The 17,460-nt window shown below is 69.7% G+C and carries 19 protein-coding genes; 14 read left to right on the forward strand and 5 right to left on the reverse strand.

Translation table 11 applies throughout. The features are described from left to right. The first annotated feature begins 64 nt into the window (after positions 1–64). Positions 65–1,081, forward strand: a complete 1,017-nt coding sequence (locus tag AC4D16_RS00765; RefSeq protein ID WP_490953599.1) for an extracellular catalytic domain type 1 short-chain-length polyhydroxyalkanoate depolymerase — start codon at positions 65–67, stop codon at positions 1,079–1,081. Between the two features lie 16 nt (positions 1,082–1,097). Here AC4D16_RS00765 and AC4D16_RS00770 read toward each other — a convergent pair whose 3' ends face one another. Then, entirely contained in the window at positions 1,098–1,862 is a 765-nt protein-coding gene (locus tag AC4D16_RS00770) for a glycosyltransferase family 2 protein (RefSeq protein ID WP_490953600.1), read from the reverse strand. 279 nt (positions 1,863–2,141) lie between these two features. On the opposite strand from AC4D16_RS00770, the gene AC4D16_RS00775 reads away from it, so the two are divergent. Beyond that, a complete protein-coding gene (locus AC4D16_RS00775; RefSeq protein WP_490953601.1) occupies positions 2,142–2,999 on the forward strand; it encodes a Rieske (2Fe-2S) protein in 858 nt (285 codons plus the stop codon). 47 nt (positions 3,000–3,046) lie between these two features. Here the strand turns inward: AC4D16_RS00775 and AC4D16_RS00780 are convergent, their stop codons facing one another. After that, complete coding sequence (locus AC4D16_RS00780) at positions 3,047–4,669, reverse strand: DHA2 family efflux MFS transporter permease subunit (RefSeq protein ID WP_490953602.1); 1,623 nt, start codon at positions 4,667–4,669, stop codon at positions 3,047–3,049. Between the two features lie 313 nt (positions 4,670–4,982). Here AC4D16_RS00780 and AC4D16_RS00785 point away from each other — a divergent pair, with 313 nt between their 5' ends. The 6 genes from AC4D16_RS00785 (at position 4,983) to AC4D16_RS00810 (ending at position 8,928) form a co-directional block, all read left to right on the forward strand. Beyond that, positions 4,983–5,759, forward strand: a complete 777-nt coding sequence (locus tag AC4D16_RS00785) for a thioesterase family protein (protein ID WP_490953603.1) — start codon at positions 4,983–4,985, stop codon at positions 5,757–5,759. Between the two features lie 108 nt (positions 5,760–5,867). Then, complete coding sequence (locus AC4D16_RS00790; protein ID WP_490953604.1) at positions 5,868–6,152, forward strand: DUF427 domain-containing protein; 285 nt, start codon at positions 5,868–5,870, stop codon at positions 6,150–6,152. A gap of 58 nt (positions 6,153–6,210) precedes the next feature. Next, positions 6,211–7,242, forward strand: coding sequence for an aldo/keto reductase (locus AC4D16_RS00795; protein ID WP_490953605.1), 1,032 nt, complete (start codon positions 6,211–6,213; stop codon positions 7,240–7,242). 285 nt (positions 7,243–7,527) lie between these two features. Continuing rightward, positions 7,528–7,878, forward strand: a complete 351-nt coding sequence (locus AC4D16_RS00800) for an alpha/beta hydrolase (protein ID WP_490953606.1) — start codon at positions 7,528–7,530, stop codon at positions 7,876–7,878. A gap of 63 nt (positions 7,879–7,941) precedes the next feature. Next, positions 7,942–8,133: a hypothetical protein gene (locus AC4D16_RS00805; RefSeq protein ID WP_490953607.1), complete on the forward strand. Its 192-nt coding sequence runs from the start codon at positions 7,942–7,944 to the stop codon at positions 8,131–8,133. Positions 8,134–8,184: 51 nt separating this feature from the next. Beyond that, positions 8,185–8,928 (forward strand): lipoate--protein ligase family protein, encoded by a 744-nt coding sequence (locus tag AC4D16_RS00810; protein ID WP_490953608.1) that lies wholly within the window; start codon positions 8,185–8,187, stop codon positions 8,926–8,928. Positions 8,929–9,008: 80 nt separating this feature from the next. On the opposite strand, the gene AC4D16_RS00815 is transcribed toward AC4D16_RS00810, so the two are convergent. From AC4D16_RS00815 to AC4D16_RS00825, 3 genes are all read right to left on the reverse strand, one after another. Beyond that, on the reverse strand, positions 9,009–9,638 hold the full coding sequence (locus AC4D16_RS00815) for an MBL fold metallo-hydrolase (protein WP_490953609.1): 630 nt from the start codon (positions 9,636–9,638) through the stop codon (positions 9,009–9,011). Then, the gene (locus tag AC4D16_RS00820; RefSeq protein ID WP_490953610.1) at positions 9,638–10,723 is read right to left on the reverse strand and encodes an S-(hydroxymethyl)mycothiol dehydrogenase; all 1,086 of its coding nucleotides are present in this window, start codon (positions 10,721–10,723) and stop codon (positions 9,638–9,640) included. The genes AC4D16_RS00815 and AC4D16_RS00820 overlap by 1 nt, the downstream gene beginning before the upstream one ends. Before the next feature lie 193 nt (positions 10,724–10,916). Then, positions 10,917–11,141, reverse strand: coding sequence for a mycoredoxin (locus tag AC4D16_RS00825; protein WP_490954639.1), 225 nt, complete (start codon positions 11,139–11,141; stop codon positions 10,917–10,919). Between the two features lie 277 nt (positions 11,142–11,418). Here AC4D16_RS00825 and thrS point away from each other — a divergent pair, with 277 nt between their 5' ends. The 6 genes from thrS (at position 11,419) to AC4D16_RS00855 (ending at position 17,323) form a co-directional block, all read left to right on the forward strand. Next, complete coding sequence (gene thrS, locus AC4D16_RS00830; RefSeq protein ID WP_490953611.1) at positions 11,419–13,431, forward strand: threonine--tRNA ligase; 2,013 nt, start codon at positions 11,419–11,421, stop codon at positions 13,429–13,431. Then, positions 13,431–14,117: an HIT family protein gene (locus AC4D16_RS00835; protein ID WP_490953612.1), complete on the forward strand. Its 687-nt coding sequence runs from the start codon at positions 13,431–13,433 to the stop codon at positions 14,115–14,117. The genes thrS and AC4D16_RS00835 overlap by 1 nt, the downstream gene beginning before the upstream one ends. Beyond that, positions 14,117–14,734, forward strand: a complete 618-nt coding sequence (gene pgsA / locus AC4D16_RS00840; RefSeq protein ID WP_490949323.1) for a phosphatidylinositol phosphate synthase — start codon at positions 14,117–14,119, stop codon at positions 14,732–14,734. The genes AC4D16_RS00835 and pgsA overlap by 1 nt, the downstream gene beginning before the upstream one ends. Before the next feature lie 199 nt (positions 14,735–14,933). Then, positions 14,934–16,055 carry a spore photoproduct lyase family protein gene (locus AC4D16_RS00845; RefSeq protein ID WP_490949322.1) on the forward strand — a complete coding sequence of 374 codons (1,122 nt, stop codon included), beginning with the start codon at positions 14,934–14,936 and terminating at the stop codon, positions 16,053–16,055. 40 nt (positions 16,056–16,095) lie between these two features. Next, positions 16,096–16,551 (forward strand): serpin family protein, encoded by a 456-nt coding sequence (locus tag AC4D16_RS00850; RefSeq protein WP_490949321.1) that lies wholly within the window; start codon positions 16,096–16,098, stop codon positions 16,549–16,551. Between the two features lie 85 nt (positions 16,552–16,636). Next, positions 16,637–17,323 carry an ABC transporter ATP-binding protein gene (locus tag AC4D16_RS00855; RefSeq protein WP_490953613.1) on the forward strand — a complete coding sequence of 229 codons (687 nt, stop codon included), beginning with the start codon at positions 16,637–16,639 and terminating at the stop codon, positions 17,321–17,323. The last annotated feature ends 137 nt before the right edge of the window (positions 17,324–17,460 follow it).

Here is a 17,460-nt window from a genome sequence, read left to right on the forward strand (position 1 = left end):
GCGCGTCCGTGCGGGCCGATAGGTTCGGGTGACGGATCGACTGACTTCCAGACTGCCCGCCTCGATGAAGAGAGCCACCATGCGCCGCCGCCGTTCCCCCTCCGCCCTTGCCCTCATGGCCCTCGTCCTCGCCGCGACCTTCGCGCATGTCCCGACCGCACTGGGAGCGCCCGGCGGATCGACGGCGTTCCAGGATGCCAGAGCGCGATGCGACCTCGACGCCGGGCGGTCGACGATCACGGTCATGTCCGGTGGGCGCGAACGGTCCGCCGTGGTGCACGTGCCCGCGGCGGGAGGGGACAGGCCACTGCCGCTGGTCCTCGATCTGCACGGCAGCAACAGCACGCCCGTGGAGCAGCTCTCCCGCTCACAGCTGGACGTGACGGCGGAGCGCGAGGGCTTCATCGTCGTCGCCCCGCAGGGGGCCATTCCGGCGCCCGCCGGCTTCGTGTGGAACGTCCCGTTCACCGCCACCGACGTACCGGGAGCGCCCGACGACGAGGCGTTCCTCCGCGACCTGATCGGCACCCTGGCGAGCAGCGGCTGTGTCGACGACCGCCGCGTGTACGCGGCCGGCTACTCGGGCGGTGGCCGGATGGTGTCGCAGTTCGCCTGCGACAACCCCACGCTCGTGGCGGCGATCGCCCCAGTGGCAGGGCTCAGGGCCGGTGCCCCCGAGGCCACCGCGGCCGGTACCGTGCCGAACACGGACACGTGCTCACCGTCGCGGGGCGTCCCGGTGATCACGTTCAACGGGACCGCGGATCCGGTCAATCCCTTCGACGGCGGCGGCGCCCCCTACTGGGGGTACGGCGCGCTCGCGGCCTCGGAGCGCTGGGCGTCGATCAACGGATGCAAGGGGAGCCGGCAGGCGACCGTGAGCACGAACGTGAGCGTCATCGAGCACCGCGGATGCCGTGCGAACGCTGACGTGGTGCAGTACGTCATCACCGGTGGGGGCCACACCTGGCCGGGTGGCAATGCCGCCGCCTTCCCGGGAGCGGGCGTCACCACGCAGGAGATCAGCGCCAACGACCTCATGTGGGACTTCTTCGAGCAGCGCCGCACGCGCGGGGCCTGACCCGACGCGGTACCCTTCAGCGGATGTCGATCGTCCTGATCAGCCGTCCGCGCAGGGCCGGCACCATGTGGTGCACGCCCATCAGCCCGATGCCGTACCGGCGGACGCGCCTCATGGACGTTGCGACCTTGAGCTGCGGGTCGATCTGCACCGCGTCCCGTCCCAGACGCCGGGCCACGCGCACGGAGAAGTCGATGTCCTCGTCCCGGGTGTCGATCGCCGTCCGTGCGAAGCCGCCGCTGCCGAGATAGGCGGACGAACGGACAGCCATGTTGTGCCCGGCGACGAAGCGCAGATAGGCCGCGTCCACGTGGTGGGTGGCCATCATGATGCGGAGCAGGCGAAGTGCCCCGGGCATCAGCAGTTCGTCCCCCCAGCGGTAGTGGCGGTCGCGCAGGGGGATGCTGGTGCCGCCGATCAGCTGCGTCCGCTCGTCCCGTCCGAAGGCCGCGTGGATGCGCTCGGACCAGTCCGCGGCGGGTTCGCTGTCGCCGTCGGTCCGGGCCACGATGCCGTAGCCGGCAGCGATGGCCGCACGGAACCCGGTGTCCGAGGCTGCGCCGGTACCTTTCTGCGGCTCACTGACGAGCGTCAGCGCCAGCTCGGGGTGGCGCTCCGCGTACCGCAGCACGCGGTGCGCGGTGTCGTCCGTGGACGCGTTGTCCACCACGAAGACGTGCAGGCGGTCGTCACGCTGGGTCCGCAGAGCGTCCAGCGTGCGGTCGATGCCGACTTCGTTGAAGACGGGGACGACGACGGCCAGGCGGTCGCTGATGCTCATTCCTCAACGATAAGCCGACTGAGTGCTTCCTCCGACCACGCGATCCGGGGTGGCGCAGCGGTCAGTCGACCCGTTGCTGTTCGCGGTGGGAACGCTCGGGACGGACGGCGATGACGACGTCGGATTCTCGCACCGATCTCTCCGAACACCAAAGGGACGGCGACCACCCGCGCGGCGGTTGTCCCGATCCGGGGCGGCTGCCACCGTTGAACCGGGCGGCACCGCGGTCAGCATCCGTGGAACCGGCGTCGTGGCGTCCGGGATCAGAAGGAGCAGTGGATGAACATCCTGCAGAGCATGATCGACGGGCTCGAGCACGCGAAGGTCCTGGACCGCGTCGCCGATCCGATCGCCGCCGTCGTCTCGAAGGCCGTGCGGCCGCGTGCCATCCGGAACGTGCTGAGCGGCACGGCCATCGGTCACCACCTCCATCCCATGCTGATCGTCGTACCCTCAGGTGCGTGGAGCATGGCGTCCTTCCTCGACCTCACCGGCGGCAAGGACTCCCATAAGGCCGCCGACATCCTGGTGACCGTAGGCATCCTCTCCGCCGTTCCCACGGCGATCACGGGGCTGCACGACTGGTCGGACACCCAGGAGAAGGAGCGGCGCGTCGGGATCGTCCACGCCGCCGGGAACTCCGTGGCCGTCCTGCTCTACACGGCGTCGGCGGTGGCGCGCGCAAAGGACCGCCGCGCGCTCGGGGTGCTGCTCGGCCTGGGGGGCCTCGGATCGATGCTCTTCAGCGCCTTCCTCGGCGGACACCTGAGCTACGCGAACGGCGTCAACGTCAACCGGACGGCATGGCACGAAGCCCCGAAGGAATGGACCCGCGTGGCCCGGACCGAGGACGTGGTCGAGGGCGGCCGCCACACCGTGGAGACCAACGGCGTGCCCATCCTCCTGCTGCGTCACGAGGGCCGGCTCACCGCCATGGACAGCGTCTGCAACCACCTCGGTGGCCCGCTGGAGCAGGGAGGCATCGAGGACGGATGCATCACCTGCCCCTGGCACCAGAGCATGTTCAGGCTCGACGACGGCAAGAACTACCGCGGGCCCGCCGCCGTGCCGCAGCCCGTGTACGAGACGCGCGTCACGAGCGACGGCTTCATCGAGCTGCGGCAACCGGCATCCTGATGCCCGGCCTGACGCACGGGCCCTGACGCGCGGGCCGTGAGGGAGGCCTAGTGGACGGGGGCCGCCGGCGCTCCGTCCGTGTCCGGGGCGCGGACGAAGAAGGACGCGACGACCGAGAACAGGAAGATCACGGCACCGCACAGGAAGGCCGCACGGATGCCACCCGCGAGAGCGGCGTCCTCAGCGGCGCCTTCACCGAGAAGCGACGTACTGCGCAGCGTCATCACCGAGATGAACAGAGCCGTGCCGGCGGCACCCGCCAGTTGCTGCACCGTCCCGAAGACCGCGCTGCCGTGCGAGTAGAGGTGCGGTCGCACCGAGCCGAGGGCGGACGTGAGCAGCGGCGTGAACATGAGGGCCAGCCCGACGCTGAGGATCACGTGCGCCGCGAGGATCAACCACACGGATGTGGTCTCCGTGACCTGCGTCATGAACCAGAAGACCGCGCTGACGAGCAGGGACCCGGGGACCAGGAGCACGCGTGGGCCGCGGCGGTCGTACATGCGACCCACCACCGGTCCCAGTAAACCCATGGCGAGGCCGCCGGGAAGGAGCAGCAGCCCCGAGTCGAGCGGATCCAGCCCGAGCACCGTCTGCACGTAGATGGGGATCAGGATGATTGTCCCGAACAGCGCCATCATGGTCACAGCGATCGCGACGATCGAGACGGTGAAGTTGCGCGAGGTGAAGACGCGGAGATCGAGCAGCGCGGCGTCCCTGCGCTGCAGCATGAGCTGACGGGCGATGAACAGGCCGAGCGCCACGAGGCCTGCGACGAGGGGGACCCACGCGGGGAAGGCTGCATCGGCTGCTGCTTCGCCCAGCTGGCTGAGGCCGTAGATGAACCCGCCGAAGCCGAGGGCGGAGAGGATCACGGAGACGACGTCGATCCTGGATCGACGCGGCGTGGTGACGTTCTGCATCTTCCGGGCGCCGATGGCGAGGGCTGCGAGGGCGATCGGCAGCACGAGCCAGAAGATCCAGCGCCAGTCAAGCACGCTGAGGATGGCCCCCGAGATGGTGGGGCCGAGGGCGGGCGCCACCGAGATGACGATCGAGATGTTGCCCATGATCCTGCCGCGCGATGCCGGCGGCACCAGACTCATCACGGTGGTCATGAGCAGCGGCATCATGATGGCGGTCCCGCTGGCCTGCACCACGCGACCCACCACGAGGATCTCGAACCCGGGCGCCAGTGCGGCGATGAGCGTGCCGAAGCTGAAGAGCCCCATGGCGGCCATGAACACGGGACGCGTGTTGAACCGCTGGAGGAGGAACCCGGTCACGGGGATCACGACGGCCATGGTCAGCATGAACGCCGTGCTCAGCCACTGGCCGGCGCTCACGGTGATGCCGAGGTCCTCGACGAGTCGGGGGATCGCAACCCCCATGATCGTCTCGTTCAGGATCACCACGAACCCGGAGATCAGCAGCAGCGTGATGACGAGCTTGTCCCGGGCGGGCAGCGCCTCGGGCGCCTCGACGGTCGCCCGCGCACGTCGTCGATCAGCGGCGGACGGGGCGGCGGACGAGGATGGGGATGACGTGGCGGATGGAGTGGTGAACCCGACGTCCGCCTCGACGGCGGGCCGGGTGGCTGTACCCGGCAGTGCGACGTCGTTCGGGCTGGGGAGCGCGTCGGAAACGCGCGAGGGGGGAGTCTGGGCCATGATGTTCCGCTCGGTTCGATTCTGGTACTGCTCCCCGCTCGGGAGCGCTTCCGGGTGCCGGATACAGGGCGGACCCGAGCGGGCCCGACGACGACCGGCTACTGAGCGGGAACCCCCGACCTCTGAAGTCTATTCCTCCCCCGTACCGTCCGCGCCCTCCGGAACTCCTGTTCATCCACCGGCCGGGTGGTGGATGAACCCCTCGGACGGCTCCGTTAGCATGACCGGAGGGCCGCACGGTTCCCGCGTGGTGATGGGGGCCGTGGCGGCCACGACCCATGACCGGCACACCCCACCGACCGAGGAGTCCCGCGTGCCCGAAGCCTTCTACCGATCCCTGGGCGCCGGCCGTTTCCGGTCGACCGTGCACGCGCAGGGGGCGTGGAACCCCGAGGAACAGCACATGGCACCCGTCTCCGGTCTGCTCACCCGGTGCCTCCTGGAGTGCGAGCCGCGTGACGGACTCCAGCTCGCACGGATCAGCTTCGACATCCACGGCATGATCCCCGGAGGCGAGTTCGAGGTGTCCACCGCCGTCGTCCGTCCGGGGCGGACCATCGAACTCCTCGAGGCGCGCATGGAAGCGCAGGGGCGCACCGCCGTCGTCGCGAGGGCGTGGCGCCTGGGCACCCAGGACACGTCCGCCGTGGCCGCCCTCGAGGACCCGCGGATGCCAGGGCCCGAGGAAGCGGGCCCGTACGAGGGGATGACGGCGTGGCCCGGCGGGTTCATCCGCTCCCTCGAGGTCAGGGTGGCACCCGGGCACCGGCCGGGGCGCGGGCAGGTGTGGCTCCGGAACCCGCACACGATGGTCGAGGGGGAGGACACGCCGGACGTCGTGCGGCTCGTCGGCATGATGGACGCGGCCAACGGCATCGCCTCCAGGGTGGCGCCGGGTGGCGGGAGCTGGCTGTTCCCGAACGTCGACCTGCAGATCCACCTGCACCGGCTGCCCCACGGCGAGTGGCTCGGGCTCGACACACGGGTGACCTTCGGCGCGAACGGCGTGGGACTCACCTCGAGCGTGGTGCACGACGTCGACGGCCCCTTCGGTCGGCTCGAGCAGATCCTCACCGTCCGGAAGCTCTGAACCGGCACTCCACCCGCGGAATGCGCGGCACCTCGTGCGGGTTGCACCGGACACCCCGGGAACACCGTTCCCGGGGCTCGACGACGAGAACCACGAGAAGGAGAAGTCATGCCCAAGGCGATCTGGAAGAACACGGTCATCGCGGAGTCGGACCAGACGGTGATGGTGGAGGGGAACCACTACTTCCCACCGGCCTCCATCCGCGCCGACGCCTTCGTGCCGTCGGACACACACACGGTGTGCCCCTGGAAGGGCACGGCGAGCTACTTCAGCCTCGTGGTCGACGGCGAGCAGAACACCGACGCCGCCTGGACCTACCCGGAGCCGAAAGAGGCGGCGGAGAACATCCGCGATCACTACGCTTTCTGGAAGGGCGTCACCGTCACCGACTGACGGTAAGCACACACGACGACGCCACCGCTCGCAGCCACCGCCCACTGAAAGGCAGATCGTGGACTACAGGAACCTCGGAACCAGCGGCACCTCGGTGTCGCATCTCGCACTCGGCACCATGACCTTCGGCGCGGAGTCGGACGAGGCGGCCTCGCACGCCATCCTGTCCGACTACGCGGCCGCCGGCGGGAACCTGATCGACACCGCCGACGTCTACACGGCGGGTGCGTCCGAGGAGATCATCGGGCGGTGGCTGGCGCGCAACCCCGTGGACGCCGAAACCATGGTGCTGGCCTCGAAGGGCCGGTTCCCCATGGGGACGGGCGTGAACGACCTGGGGCTGTCACGACGTCATCTCCGACGGGCACTCGAGGCGTCCCTGACCCGGTTGGGCGTCGAGCACATCGACCTCTACCAGGTCCACTCCTGGGACCCGCTGACACCGCTCGAGGAGACCCTGGGCTTCCTCGACGACGCCGTCACGCAGGGGAAGATCAGCTACTACGGATTCTCGAACTACACCGGCTGGCAGCTCACGAAGGCCGTGATGATCGCCCGGCAGCGGGGCTACGCGCTCCCCGTCACCCTGCAGCCGCAGTACTCGCTGCTCGTGCGGGAGATCGAGGCGGAGATCGTCCCGGCCGTGCTCGACGCCGGCATGGGATTGCTTCCGTGGTCCCCGCTGGGCGGAGGCTGGCTCACCGGGAAGTACACCCGGAACACCGAGCCCACGGGCGCCACACGGCTCGGCGAGAACCCGCAGCGCGGCATGGAGGCGTGGGAGAAGCGCAATGCCGAGGAGCGGACCTGGCGCATCATCGACACCGTGACGGGGATCGCCGGTGAGCGCGGCGTCAACGCCTCGCACGTGGCGTTGGCCTGGGTGGCGGCACAGCCCGGCGTCACGTCCGTCATTCTCGGAGCCCGGACGCAGGAGCAACTCTCGGACAACCTCGCCTCCGCCGACGTCACGCTGACGTCCGCGGAACTGGCGCGCCTGGACGAGGTCAGCGCACCCACGTTCAGCGACTACCCCTACGGGACACCGGGCATCGAGCAGCGCAGCCGGCGGATCGACGGCGGCCGCTAGCCCGGGCTGCGCCTTCCTGGTCGGTGATGACCGACCCGGCGCCTCATGGCAACCGGTATCGGGCACCCCGGGCGACCCTGGGCTCCGAGGTGTCGCCGCGAGGAGGTGCGGGGCCCACGCGTCAGCAGAGCCTCCACTCCTCCGGCCCGGACATTCCGCGCCGAGGAGGATCGATGGACACTGCACGACCACGGAGCACGTCGGAGGATCCCGCCGTCCTGACCGCACGTCCGGGACGGACGAGCGGTCGGCCCCACAACCCCGGCCGGTGTCCACGCCCTGGGCGTGGCGGCGTCGCGGGACCCGATCGTCTTCGTCCCCGAGCGGATGTCGCAGGACGGGCCCGCACCCCTCCTCGTGGCGTTGCACGGAGCGGGCGGGGATGCGCAGGGAGGGCTGTCGGTGCTGCGTGCCGCGTCCGAAGCGCTCGGGATCGTCGTGCTCGCGCCCGCCTCCCGGGCCTCCACCTGGGACGCGGTGCGGGGCGCATTCGGACCGGACAGCGCCGTCATCGACAGCGCCCTGGAGGAGGTCTTCGACTTCGTCCCCGTGGATCCGGAGCGCATCGCGATCGCCGGTTTCTCCGACGGGGCGTCCTACGCGCTGGGACTCGGCCTCGCGAACGGGAACCTGTAGCGCAAGATCATCGCCTTCTCACCCGGGTCCATCCCCGCCGGGCTTGAGAACGGCCACCCTGCCGTGTTCGTCGCGCACGGCACGAAGGACACCGTGCTGCCGATCGATGCGACGAGCAGGCGCGTGGTCCCGGACCTGGAACGGCGCGGTCACGACGTCGTCTACCGCGAGTTCGACGGTCCGCACACCGTGCCTCCCGCCATCGCCCTGGAGGCAGGCCTCTGGCTCGACTGGACCATCACACCCATGCCCTGACGCCCGGCGCCGTCGTCGTTCCTGCTCGCCCGCACTGCCTACGATGGTCGCATGAGCACTCCGTGGAAGGGCGCGTCCGAGCTGGCGCTCGCCGTCGACCCCGTGTCGGAGGACGCGGCAGGAGAGCTCGACCGCGGGGTGGGGCTGCTGCGCGAAGTGGCCGCCGGTACCCGCCCGCAGACGTTGCGCCTGTACCGACCGAGCCCCACGGTGGCCTTCGGTCAGCGCGATGCGCGGCTCCCCGGCTTCGACGCCGCGAGCCGATCCGCAGCGGAGCTCGGGTTCACGCCGCTCGTCCGCAGGGCCGGTGGACGAGCTGCCGCGTACCACCGCGGCTGTCTCGTCGTCGACCACATCGAGACGGCCGACGATCCCGTGGCCGGCACCCGCGCGCGCTTCGCGGCCTTCGCCGAGTTCTTCACCGGGGTGCTCGCCGAGGTGGGCCTCGAGGCCGGCGTGGGTGAGGTGCCGGGGGAGTACTGCCCGGGGGAGTTCAGCGTGCACGGCCGACGCGACGGCGTACCCGCCGTGAAGCTCGTCGGCACCGCGCAGCGCGTCGTCGCAGGCGCCTGGCTGTTCTCGTCCGTCATCGTCGTCGAGGACTCCGCGCCGATCCGGCAGGTGCTCACAGGGGTGTACGCGTCCCTCGGCCTCCCATGGGACCCGACGACGGCGGGCGCCGCGGAGGACCTCGTCCCCGGGACGACCGTCGACATCGTCGAGACCGCGCTCCTCGAGGCCTACGCGGCGATCGTGCGCCTCGGCGAGCCGGTCACGGAGCCGACGACGGCGTAAGCATTCGGATGTTTCTGACGGACGTGATCCTGGCGGACGACAGCCTGGCGGCCGGGCAGCCGACCGTCAGGCTGTCCGCGTCAGTGCCCCCGCGCGATCCATTCGTCGAGGTGCGGTGCCTCGGCGCCGATCGTGGTGCTCTCTCCGTGACCCGTCCGGGCGATCGTGTCCTCGGGGAGGGTGAGCAGCCGTGAGCGGATGGACTCGATGATGGTCGGGAAGTCGCTGAACGAGCGCCCCGTGGCACCCGGCCCGCCCTGGAACAGGGTGTCGCCGGTGAAGACCGTGCCGGCCGCCTCGAGGAGGTAGCACACGGACCCCGGCGAGTGGCCCGGCGTGTGGAGGGCGGTGAGGGTGAATCCCGCGACGTCGATCGTGTAGCCGTCCGAGATCCACTGGTCCGGACTCAGCTCCGGGAACACCATGTCCCATAGCTCGCGGTCGGCCTCGTGCAGGTGGATGGGGGCGCGTACCGCGTCGAAGAGATCCCCGACCGCACGGATGTGGTCGTCGTGTCCGTGCGTCAGGAGGATGGCGCGCACGGTGCGGCCGTTGACCTGGTCCACGATCGCCGCTGCGTCGTGGGGCGCGTCGATGATGACGCACTCCTCGTCGTCGCCCACGATCCAGACGTTGTTGTCCACGTCCCAGGTGCCGCCGTCGAGCGAGAACGTGCCCGACGTGACGAGGTGCTCGATCCGCGCGGCCATCAGAGTTCCACCACCGAGCGGAGCACCGCGCCGCTGCGCATGGTCTCGAAGGCCTCCTCGACCTGGTCGAGGCGGATCCGCTCTGTGACGAACGCGTCGAGGTCGAGCGTGCCCTGCAGGTAGTGGCTGACGAGCATCGGGAAGTCGCGGCTCGGCAGGCAGTCGCCGTACCAGGAGGACTTCAGTGAGCCGCCCCGGCCGAACACGTCGAGCAGCGGGAGGTCGATGGTCATGTCCGGCGTCGGGACGCCGACGAGCACGACCGTCCCGGCGAGGTCACGGGCGTAGAACGCCTGCTTGTAGGTCTCGGGGCGCCCGACGGCGTCGATCACGACGTCGGCCCCGTTGCCTCCGGTGAGTGCGCGGATCGCCTCGACGGGATCCTCGCCCGTGGAGTTGACCGTATGGGTGGCGCCGAGCCCGCGAGCCAGGTCCAGCTTCCGGTCGTCGATGTCGACGGCGATGATCGTGGTGGCGCCGGCGAGCTTCGACCCGGCGACGGCGGCGATGCCCACCCCGCCGCAGCCGATGACGGCGACGGAATCGCCGAGGCTGACGTTGCCCGTGTTGATGGCGGCACCGATGCCGGCCATGATCCCGCAGCCCAGCAGGCCGACGGCGGCGGCGTCCGCTGCGGGGTCCACCTTCGTGCACTGGCCGGCTGCCACGAGGGTTTTCTCGGCGAACGCACCGATGCCCAGTGCGGCGGTGAGCTCGGTGCCGTCCTCGAGGGTCATCTTCTGTGTGGCGTTGTGCGTGTCGAAGCAGTACTGGGGCTCGCCGCGTCGGCAGGCTCGGCACTCGCCGCACACCGCGCGCCAGTTCAGGATCACGCGGTCGCCCGGTGCAACGGTAGTGACGTCGTCACCGACGGCGCTCACCACGCCGGTGGCCTCGTGTCCCAGCAGGAAGGGGAACTCGTCGTTGATGCCGCCCTGCTTGTAGTGGAGGTCGGTGTGGCAGACGCCGCAGGTGATGATGTCCACGAGCGCCTCACCGGGTCCGGGATCCGGGACGAGGATGGTCTCGATGGCCGCCGGGGCGTCCTTCGCCCTGACGACGACGCCCTGAACTCTGTGCACCATGATCTCTGCTGTCCTTCCGCGGGGAGCGGCGGCCGGATGCCCGGCCCGCCGTTCCCAGCATAGGACGGAGGCCGCCCCGGCGGGCGGCCGGTCCGGGGAGGGCCGATTCAGGGCGGGGCGTGACCGGCGAACGCCGCGTCGGCGACAGGTCGGTGCCCGCGCGGCCCCCGGTCACAACCCGGTCAGGGTCCGGTCAGACCGCGATCCGCGTCTTGACCTCGGCCACCGAGGGATTGGTCGCCGTGCTGCCATCGGGGAAGATCACCGTGGGAACGGTCTGGTTGCCACCGTTCAGCGAGGCGACGAGCTCGGCCGTACCCTCGACCTCCTCGATGTTGATCTCCGTGTAACCGATGCCCTCGGCGGTGAGCTGCGACTTCAGGCGACGGCAGTAGCCGCACCATGAGGTCGAGAACATGGTGATGGAACCGGCGTCCGGCGTGTACTCCACGGCGTTCCTCGCTTCTGCGTGCTGGTGACGCGCACGCTCTCGTCGATACCGGGCGGCTCCTGCCGCCCGCACCCGCCACAACGCCCGGAGGCGGTCCGGCATTCCGGCGCCGCCCGTGCACCCGGCGAGGCTGTTGGTCGCCTCCCGACGCACCCGATACGATCAGCAGGGCGGTCCCGGCCCTCGCCGGGGGCTGCCGCGCCCTTCTCGGGCGACCATCCCCCCGTCCCCAAGGAGACCTCCCGTGTCAGCGCCCCAGCCCCTGAATCTCATCGTCGACGGCGAAGAGCAGCAGGCGACCACGGGGACCACCGGCGCCGTGCTGTTCTCCGAGCGCCGCGACGTCGTCGTCATGCGGGTGGACGGCGAGCTGGTGGACCTCGACCAGGAACTGCGCGACGGCGCCCAGGTGGAGGGCGTCACGCTCGAGGACCCGGCCGGCCTCGAGGTCCTCCGCCACTCCGCTGCCCACGTCATGGCGCAGGCCGTCCAGCAGCTGCGCCCCGGCGCCACGCTCGGCATCGGCCCCTACATCACGGACGGCTTCTACTTCGACTTCGACGTCGACGAGCCCTTCACGCCCGACGAGCTGAAGCAGCTCGAGAAGATGATGCTGAAGATCGTCAACGCGAACCAGCGCTTCGTCCGCCGCGTCGTGACCGAGGACGAGGCCCGCGAGGCCATGAAGGACGAGCCGTACAAGCTCGAACTCATCGGTCTCAAGGGTGGCGCGACGGACGAGGACGGCGCCTCCGTCGAGGTGGGCGCGGGCGAGCTCACCATCTACGACAACGTGGACCGCAAGTCCGGCGACGTGGTCTGGAAGGACCTCTGCCGGGGTCCGCACCTGCCCAACACCAAGCTGATCTCCAACGCCTACGCCCTCACGCGCTCCGCCGCCGCCTACTGGCGGGGCAGCGAGAAGAACAAGCAGCTGCAGCGCATCTACGGCACGGCGTGGCCCACCAAGGATGCGCTCAAGGCCTACCAGGAGCGCCTGGCCGAGGCCGAGCGCCGCGATCACCGCCGCCTCGGCACCGAGCTGGACCTCTTCTCCTTCCCCGACGAGCTGGGCTCCGGACTCCCGGTGTTCCATCCCAAGGGCGGCATCATCCGCAAGGAGATGGAGGACTACTCCCGGCAGCGTCACACCGACGCCGGATACGAATTCGTCTACACGCCGCACATCACCAAGGGCCACCTCTACGAGGTCTCGGGCCACCTCGACTGGTACCGCGACGGCATGTTCCCGGCGATGCACGTCGACGAGGAGCTGAACGAGGACGGCTCGGTGCGCAAGCCCGGGCAGGACTACTACCTCAAGCCGATGAACTGCCCCATGCACAACCTGATCTTCCGGTCCCGCGGGCGCTCCTACCGTGAACTGCCGCTGCGCCTCTTCGAGTTCGGCTCGGTGTACCGCTACGAGAAGTCCGGCGTGGTGCACGGCCTGACGCGCGTGCGCGGCATGACGCAGGACGACGCCCACATCTACTGCACGCGCGAGCAGATGAAGGACGAACTCACGGGGACGCTGACCTTCGTGCTCGGCCTGCTGAAGGACTACGGACTCGAGGACTTCTACCTCGAGCTCTCCACGCGCAACCCCGAGAAATCCGTCGGCTCGGACGAGATCTGGGACGAGGCCACCCGTACCCTCGCCGAGGTCGCCGAGGCGTCGGGGCTCGAGCTCGTTCCCGATCCCGGGGGAGCGGCGTTCTACGGTCCGAAGATCTCGGTGCAGGCCCGCGACGCCATCGGCCGGACGTGGCAGATGTCGACCATCCAGCTGGACTTCAACCTGCCCGAGCGTTTCGAGCTCGAGTACCAGGCCGCGGACGGGACCCGCCAGCGGCCCGTCATGATCCACCGGGCCCTGTTCGGCTCCATCGAACGCTTCATGGGTGTTCTCACCGAGCACTACGCCGGGGCCTTCCCGGCCTGGCTGGCGCCGGTGCAGGTGCTGGCCGTCCCCGTGGCCGAGGCATTCAACGAGTACCTGTACGACGTCGTCGACAAGCTCAAGGCCGAGGGGATCCGCGCACAGGTCGACGCCGGCTCGGACCGCTTCCCGAAGAAGATCCGGACGGCCAGCAAGGAGAAGGTGCCCTTCGTGCTCATCGCGGGTGGCGAGGACCAGGAGGCGAACGCCGTGTCCTTCAGGTTCCGGGACGGCAGCCAGGACAACCAGGTCCCGGTGGACGAGGCCGTCCGGCGGATCGTGGAGGCGGTCCGCAGCCGGGAGGCGACCGTCTGATGCAGGGGCCGGAGGTAGAAGGGACCCCGGGAACGGGGCCGGGCTCCTACGAGGGCGACCCCGCGGTGACCGACGACTTCGAGCTGGCAGGGGTCCCCGACGCCTTCCAGCGCCTCTGGACCCCCCACCGCCTGGCCTACATCAAGGGCGGCCAGGACCAGGTGACGTCGGAGGAGACCTGCCCCTTCTGCCGCGCGCCGCACCTCAGCGACGAGGACGCGCTGATCGTGCACCGTGGCACACACGCCTTCGTGTTGCTCAACCTCTTCCCCTACAACGCCGGCCACCTGCTGGTCTGCCCGTACCGGCATGTTCCCGACTACACGGACGTGGACCCGGAGGAGACGGCGGAGATCGCGTCGCTCACCCAGACGGCCATGCGGGTGCTCCGGCGTGTGTCGCGCCCCACCGGCTTCAACCTGGGGATGAACCAGGGAGTCACCGGGGGAGCGGGCATCGCCGCGCACCTCCACCAGCACGTGGTGCCTCGCTGGGGCGGTGACGGCAACTTCCTGCCGATCATCGCGCAGACGAAGGCGATCACCCAGACACTCGGTGAGGTGCGTGAGCAGGTGGCCGCGGCCTGGCCCGCCGAGAATCCCGAGCCCGCCGTGACGGCTCGGACCACGGGCGACGCCGAGCCGCCCCGGGACCCCGCCGACGAGCCGTCCGGGACGGCCGGCTGATGCTCAATCGGTACGCGCGCGGGTTCTTCACGCGCCTGTTCACCCCGCTGGCGAGACTGTTGCTGCGCTGGGGGGTGACGCCCGACGCCGTCACCATCACCGGCACCATCGGGGTGGCCGCGGGGGCGCTGGTCTTCTACCCCCTCGGTCAGCTGTTCTGGGGAACAGTGGTGATCACCCTCTTCGTCTTCTCCGACGTGATCGACGGCATCATGGCGCGCATGGAGGACCACGGAGGGTCGTGGGGCAGTTTCCTCGACTCCACCCTGGACCGCATCGCGGACGGCGCGCTGTTCGCCGCCGTCGCCATCTGGTTCTTCACCGGCGGCCAGAACGCCGCGATCGCGGTGGCGGCCCTCGCATGCCTCGTGCTGGGGATGCTCGTCTCCTACGCCCGGGCCAAGGCCGAGTCGCTGGGCTTCACCGCGAACGTCGGCCTGGCGGAGCGCGCCGAGCGCCTCGTGTCCGTGCTCGTGGTGACCGGTCTGACGGGTCTCGGATTGCCGGAGGTGGTCCTGCTGGGTGTCCTCGTGGTACTCGCCCTGGCGAGCCTCGTCACCGTGTACCAGCGCATCCGGACGGTGCGCCTGCAGTCGATCGAGGCGCGTCCCGCCTGACGCGTCGGAGCGCCCGGCTCCGCCGCGCTCAAGGACCCCCCAGTACCCGCTGACGGTCGAGCTGGGTCGGAGGCTCACGACGGGAGCTCCCGGACCCACGGTTCCGCGCCCTCCTGCTCTTGCTCACTCCCTCGTCCGACCCCTCGTCCGACCCCGCCCAGGCGGAACATCCGGGCCTCGATCGGTGTTGATAAGGGTAATGACGATCTCACAGGACATCGACCTGACCACCCTCGCCTCGACCCCGTCGCCCACCCGTTTGTGGGTACCGAAGCACGTGATGATTACGCGTGCTGCAGCCGACCTGCCGCACACGGCCGAAATCATCCGGCGCTGCGAGATGGCCGGTGTCGATGACATCCGCGTCATGCCCGGCAACGCACTCACGGGCCTCCGCGGTGCCACCGAACGCGAGACCTACGCGTCCGCGAAGAACACGCTCGCCGTCGTCGTGGCGCCTCCGAGCACGCTCAAGCCGCAGCCCATCCCACCCAGCGCGGACTGGCGGATCGACCTCGCCAAGGGCTGCCCGGCGCACTGCCAGTACTGCTACCTCGCGGGTTCGCTGCAGGGTCCGCCGGTCACGCGGGTCTACGCGAACATCGACGACGTCCTCGGTGGGATCCGCACGCATGCGGGCAGGGGTTCGGTGACCAGCGGCACCATCGAGCGCGACCACGAGGGCACAACCTTCGAGTTGTCCTGCTACACCGATCCCCTCGGCATCGAGAGCGTGACGGGCTCACTCGCCACGGCAATCTCGCGCGTCGGGTCGGGGGAGTACGGCGACGACGTCTCGCTGCGGTTCACCACGAAGTTCGACGACGTCGGGGAGCTGGTGACGCTCGACCACGGCCGCAGGACGCGTGTGCGCTTCTCCGTCAATGCCGCCGAGGTGGCCAATCGCTTCGAGGGTGGCACGGCCCGCATGCCCGCCCGCCTGACCGCACTGCGCGCGGTCGCCGCCGCGGGTTACCGGGTTGGCCTGACCATCGCGCCGATCATGCCCGTCCCCGGGTGGCGGGAGCAGTACGGTGCGCTGCTCGACGACGTCGCGGCGGCCGTCCAGGGCATCCCCGACCTCGACCTGACCGCCGAGATCATCACCCACCGCTTCACCCCCGCGAGCAAGGACGTGCTGTTGAGCTGGTACCCCCGCACGAAGCTCGAGATGGACGAGGACCTGCGCAGTCAGAAGCGGTCCAAGTTCGGCGGGGTGAAGTACGTGTACCCGAAGCAGACGATGTCCGAGATGCGTACCTGGTTCGTCGAGGAGCTCGAGCGACGCGTTCCGGCCGCCCGTCTCCTGTACTGGACCTGACGTCGCCCGGAGCGGCGCGACGCGGGGCTCGTGTTCTTCTATGCGCCATCAGCAGTGGTGTCGGCGTACCGCCGGACTGACCGCAGCAGGGGTGGCAGTGACCGTGACCGCGTGTTCGAGCTCCGCGCCCGAACAGGTCGCGGCCCCCGTCGACCGTGCCGTCGTCGTGCAGGTCCTGGCGGCGATGGGCCTCGACGAATCGATCGGAATCGAGCCCGACGTCGACGCGATCACGACCGACGCCTACGTGTCAGGAGCGGCGCAGTCCGCGAACATCACCGTCGCCGAGAAAGGCACGGTGGCAGCTGCGGTCACGCAGATCAACGTGGCGGAAACATCGGCTCCCATGGTGCCCGACGTGAGCATCTCCTTCGACAGGTCCTTCGGCGACCAGATCATCCACGAGGAAGACGGGCCTGCCCGTCTTCCTCGGGACGGTGGCGGATCCGCGCTGACAGCGCGATGTACGCGTGGTTCTTCCTGCACGATGACGTAGCCCTCCTGCTCAGGGCTGCCCGGACGTCGAGTCCGCCGTTGCCGGCCTGGCCAGCCGAAGGGTGGTTCCGGTCTAGGGTTGGGGTATGGCTGATGTGGGGGACGTGCTCGAGGCTGTTGGTCTGCTCGTCGGATACGGGGGCACTCCTGTGTGCGGGGAGGTGAGCCTCGGTGTGACAACAGGTGAGGTTCTCGCGGTGGTGGGGTTCAACGGTGCCGGAAAGTCCACCGTCGTCCGCACACTCGCGGGGCGTCAGGACCCGGTGGCGGGGGATGTGCGGGTCCATGGTCTGCCGGTGATGCCCGACGCCGTGATGTTCCGCCGGCAGGTCGCCACGGTGTTCGACGAGGACGTGTTCTTTCCGTCGTTGACGGTGCGTGAACACCTACTCCTGGTTGCTCGGGGTCACTCCGTGAGTGCTCCCGAAGAGGCCGTGGATGCCGAGCTGAACTACTTCGGCATCGCGGACCGAGCTCATGCGGTTCCCGATGCGTTGTCGTCCGGGCAGCGTCGGCGTCTGCTTCTGGCCGCTGGTTTCATCCGCCCGTCGTCACTGTTGTTCCTCGACGAGCCCGAGCAGCGTCTGGACCCGGTGATGCGCGATGCGTTGTCCCGCCGGATCCGGGAGCGGGCGGATGCCGGCACCACGGTCGTCCTGGTCACTCATGACGCGCGCCTGTTGGTCCGGACGGCGACGTCGTGCCTGGTGATCGACGAGACCGTGACGACGGTGGGCACTGAGCGGGGAGCGCAGATCATTGCGGGCGCCTGATTCTCCAGGCGAATCTCCGGGACCGGCGATGCCTGACGGGGATTCGGTGCTCCTTGCTCGGTATGTCGTTCGTTCGACCCGGCATGCAGCCCGGCAGTACAACAGAGCTCGTTCGTCGGCCCGCGATCTCTTCGTCG

The sequence above is a fragment of the Arthrobacter sp. TJ-236 genome (assembly GCF_058269235.1).